We start from the raw sequence: 3,550 nt of genomic DNA, 5'->3' as shown, positions 1-3,550 counted from the left end.
CTGGGCGCTGCTGGTCCGGGCGCTGGAGGCCGGCGCGCCGGACCTGCTGGTCGTCCCGGCCACCACGCTGGCCTCGCTGCGCCGGGAGGACTGGGACGTGCCGGCGGCGATCGAACGGCTCACCCCGGCGCTGGCGGTCTCCCGCCGGGCCGACCTCGTCGGCGCACTGAAGCCCCGGACGGTGCAGCGGTGAGCGGCACGGTGGGCACGGCGACGAGCAGCACGGTGGGCAGCACAGCGAGCGCGCCGCCCGCGCCACTGGACGTCGAGAAGCTGTACGCCGCCCGGCTGTACGCCGTCCGGGTCCGGCCGTACCTGGCGACGGCGCTGTTCGCGCTCCACCTGGTGGAGTCCCGGCAGGTGCCGACCATGGCCGTGGACCGCCACTGGCGCTGCTACGCCTCGCCCGCCTTCGTCGCCCGCACCCCGGTGGAGCACCTGGCCGGCGTCTGGGTGCACGAGGTCTCGCACCTGCTGCGCGACCACCACGGGCGCGGCGACCGCCTCGCCCGCGAACTGGGCCTGGAGGGCCCGGCCGCCCGGCTGCGGATGAACATCGCCGCCGACTGCGAGATCAACGACGACGTGTACGGGGACGGGCTGGCCCGCCCGCCCGGCGCCGTCCGGCCGGGCATGCTCCTGCTGCCGGACGGGCTGCTCATGGAGGAGTACCTGCGCCGCTACCGCTTCCACCCGCGCAGCCTGGAGGCGGCCTGGCTGGACTGCGGCAGCGGCGCCGACGGCCTGGACCGCCCGTGGGAGCTCGGCCCCGACGGCGCCCACGGGCTCACCGCCCAGGAGCACGACGCCGTCCGCTTCCGGGTCGCCGAGGGCATCCGGGCCCGCCCGGGCTGCGCTCCGGCCGGCTGGAAGCGCTGGGCCGAGGAAGCGTTCCACCCACCGCAGCCGTGGCGGCAGCTGCTGGGCGCGGCGGTGCGCTCGGCGGTCTCCGGCCCCGGCGCGGGCGAGGACTACAGCTACGGCCGCCCCGCCCGCCGCTCGGCCGGGGTGCCGGGTGTGCTGCTGCCGAGCCTGCGGCGGCGCCCGCCGCGGGTCTCGGTGATCATCGACACGTCCGGCTCGGTCTCGGACGACGAGCTGGGCAGCGCACTGCTGGAGGTCGCGGCGATCGGCCGGGCGGTCGGTGGCCGCCGTGACCAGGTCACCGTGGTCCCCTGCGACGCGGCCGCCCAGACCGTCCACCAGCTCTGCCGGGCCGAGGGCATCCCGCTGATCGGCGGCGGCGGCACCGATCTGCGCACCGGCTTCCGCGCCGCCCTGCGCAGCCACCCCCGCCCGGACGTGGTGGTGGTCCTGACCGACGGCCAGACCCCGTGGCCCTCCGCCGCCCCGCCCTGCCGCACGGTGGTCGGCCTCTTCCCGAGGCCGAGCCGGTACGACGAGGACCAGGAGGACTACCGGCCGGACAGCCCGCCGGAGTGGGCCCGGGTGGTGACCATCGGCTGAGCGCCGTCCGGTGCCGGTCGGGGCGTGTCCGAGCAGTGCGGGGCTCGTCGGCGGAAGGCGGCGAGGTTCTCGGCGACCCAGCGGTGGAACGGCCTGGCGGGGGATCCGGTGACCCTTTCGACGGTGTCGCGCACCTCCAGCAGCCCGTCGTTGACGTCCCCGCCCGTGACATCCAGCACCGCATCCGCGGCCTCGGCCCCCAGGACCGCGGACATCTGCCGGTGGGCCTCCTCCCGGCCGATCTCCGCGAAGGACACCTCCCGCCCCAGGGCCGCCGCGATGGCCTCCACCTGCTGCCGGGCCGTCACCCGCTCCGGCCCGGTCAGCGCGTACGTCCGTCCCCGATGGCCGGACCCGGTCAACGCCACCCGCGCCACCGCCGCGATGTCCGCGGGGTGGACCGTGGGCAGCCCGGTGTCCGCGTACGGCACGCGGACCGTCCCCCGCGCGCGGATCGTCGACGCCCACCACAGGGCGTTGGAGGCGAACGGGCTTGAGGCCAAGGAGGTCAAGGAGGTCAAGGAGGCCAAGGAGGTCAAGGAGGTCAAGGAGGTCACCGGCACGGTGCCCGGAGCCGCCGGGCCCGCCGTCCGCCAGCCGTGCGACCATCGGGCGGGCAAGTGCCACGGCGGGACGGAAGAGGGAGCCTCGGTGACCGAGACAGCAGCGGCCGGTACGGAAGACTTCGACCCGGACGAGCACGTGCGGTTCGCACGGTACCGCCGGGCCTTCGCGGACGTGGCGCCCGAGGACGCGGCCGCCCTCGCGGCCCGGGTGCTCACCGACCCCGAGCGCTCGATGGCGAGCTGCGCGGTCTGCGAGTACCTGGACCGGCGGGCGGCGGAGCTGCTGACGGACCCGGGCTTCCCGGCCTGGCGGCGGGAGCTGGCGGACGTCGTGGCGGCCGACGCCTTCGCCGTCCGCCGCCTGCGGGACTGGGCGCTGCTGCGGGCGATGACCCTGGACGAGCCGTGGGAGGAGGAGCAGCTGCTCGCGGCGGAGAACTGGCTCCAGGCGCACCTCGCCGAGAAGTCGCCGGCCGTGCCGGTGCTGAGCCTTCTCGCCGAGAGCGGCCGCACCCGACGCAGCCGCAACATCGCGTCCTCCCGGCTGCGGCAGCTCCGGTAGCGCGGGCGGGGGAGGCCGGCAGCCCGGACTCCCCCGCCCGCGACGGGGCTCAGCGGACCATGGCCGCCAGGACGCTGCGCCAGTCCTCGCCCGGTTCGGGGGCGAGGGGACCGGCCAGGGTGTCCGCCCGGTAGTGCCAGGGGCGGCGGAGTTCCCCGTCGGCGTCGGGGGTGGCGGTGACCGGGCTGCCGGAGCCGAGCAGGCGGACCAGTTCGGTGCTGAAGTCGGCCCAGGAGACGTGTCCGCTCACCGCGTTGACGACCCGGCCGACGGCGGGGTGGTCCGGGGAGAGGCAGGCCGTGAGGGCGCGGGCCAGGGCGGCGGCGTGCACCCAGGAGGCGCCGTACCACTCGTCGGCGGCCGGCAGACCGATCGGTCGGCCGGCCAGGGCGGCCTGGTAAAGGGCGCCGGTGGAGCCCCAGCGGAGCTGGTCGCGCAGGCGGTGGTGCGGGCCCCAGACGATCGGGGAGCGGACGGCGACGGCCTGGCCCCGACCGGTGGCGGCGGCCTCGAAGAGGATCCGCTCGCAGTCCAGCTTGGCCTGCCCGTACGGGGTGACGGCCGCGCCGCTGGGGCTGCCCTCGGCAACCTCGGTGCCCGTCGGGCGGCCGTACGCGTCGATGCTGCTGACGAAGACGAACGGGCCGCCCCGCCAGCCGTCGACCAGCGCGCGCATCGCGGCGAGGTCGGTGGCGTGGTCGGTGAAGGTGCAGGCGGAGTGGATGACGGCATCGGCGCCCTCGACCGCCCGGCGCAGGCTGTCGACGTCGCCGAGGTCTCCCTCCACCACCTCGGCGCCGTTCAGCGCGGGCAGGTGCGCGGACTCGGGCCGGACCAGCACCCGGACCGGCCGGCCCTGGGCCATCAGCTCCTGGAGCACGGCCGCGCCGACCCCGCCGGTGGCGCCGGTGAGCAGGACGGTGCCGGTGCGGGCGCCGGTGGCCTGCGGGCGGGC

General features: G+C 76.8%; 3 protein-coding genes and 2 pseudogenes. 3 read left to right on the top strand and 2 right to left on the bottom strand.

Translation table 11 applies throughout. The features are described from left to right. Window positions 1-193 (top strand): annotated as a pseudogene (locus tag KS423_RS41290) (hypothetical protein); the annotation flags it as partial. A gap of 8 nt (window positions 194-201) precedes the next feature. Next, the gene (locus KS423_RS41285; protein ID WP_374120147.1) at window positions 202-1,467 is read left to right on the top strand and encodes a VWA-like domain-containing protein; all 1,266 of its coding nucleotides are present in this window, start codon (window positions 202-204) and stop codon (window positions 1,465-1,467) included. A 50-nt stretch (window positions 1,468-1,517) separates the two neighbouring features. Here KS423_RS41285 and KS423_RS41280 read toward each other — a convergent pair. Beyond that, a pseudogene (locus KS423_RS41280) lies at window positions 1,518-1,961 on the bottom strand (hypothetical protein); the annotation flags it as partial. Here KS423_RS41280 and KS423_RS41275 point away from each other — a divergent pair. Further along, the gene (locus tag KS423_RS41275) at window positions 1,870-2,595 is read left to right on the top strand and encodes a hypothetical protein (protein ID WP_224284862.1); all 726 of its coding nucleotides are present in this window, start codon (window positions 1,870-1,872) and stop codon (window positions 2,593-2,595) included. The pseudogene KS423_RS41280 and the gene KS423_RS41275 sit on opposite strands and share 92 nt — an antisense overlap. Window positions 2,596-2,644: 49 nt before the next feature. On the opposite strand, the gene KS423_RS41270 is transcribed toward KS423_RS41275, so the two are convergent. After that, window positions 2,645-3,550, bottom strand: a 906-nt coding sequence (locus tag KS423_RS41270) for an NAD(P)-dependent oxidoreductase (protein ID WP_224284860.1), incomplete at its 5' end; no start/stop codon positions are given.

Origin of the sequence: Streptomyces sp. LS1784 (assembly GCF_020103755.1) — a bacterium.
Classification (GTDB): Bacteria; Actinomycetota; Actinomycetes; order Streptomycetales; family Streptomycetaceae; genus Kitasatospora.
This window is presented reverse-complemented; position numbering and strand designations above follow the sequence as displayed.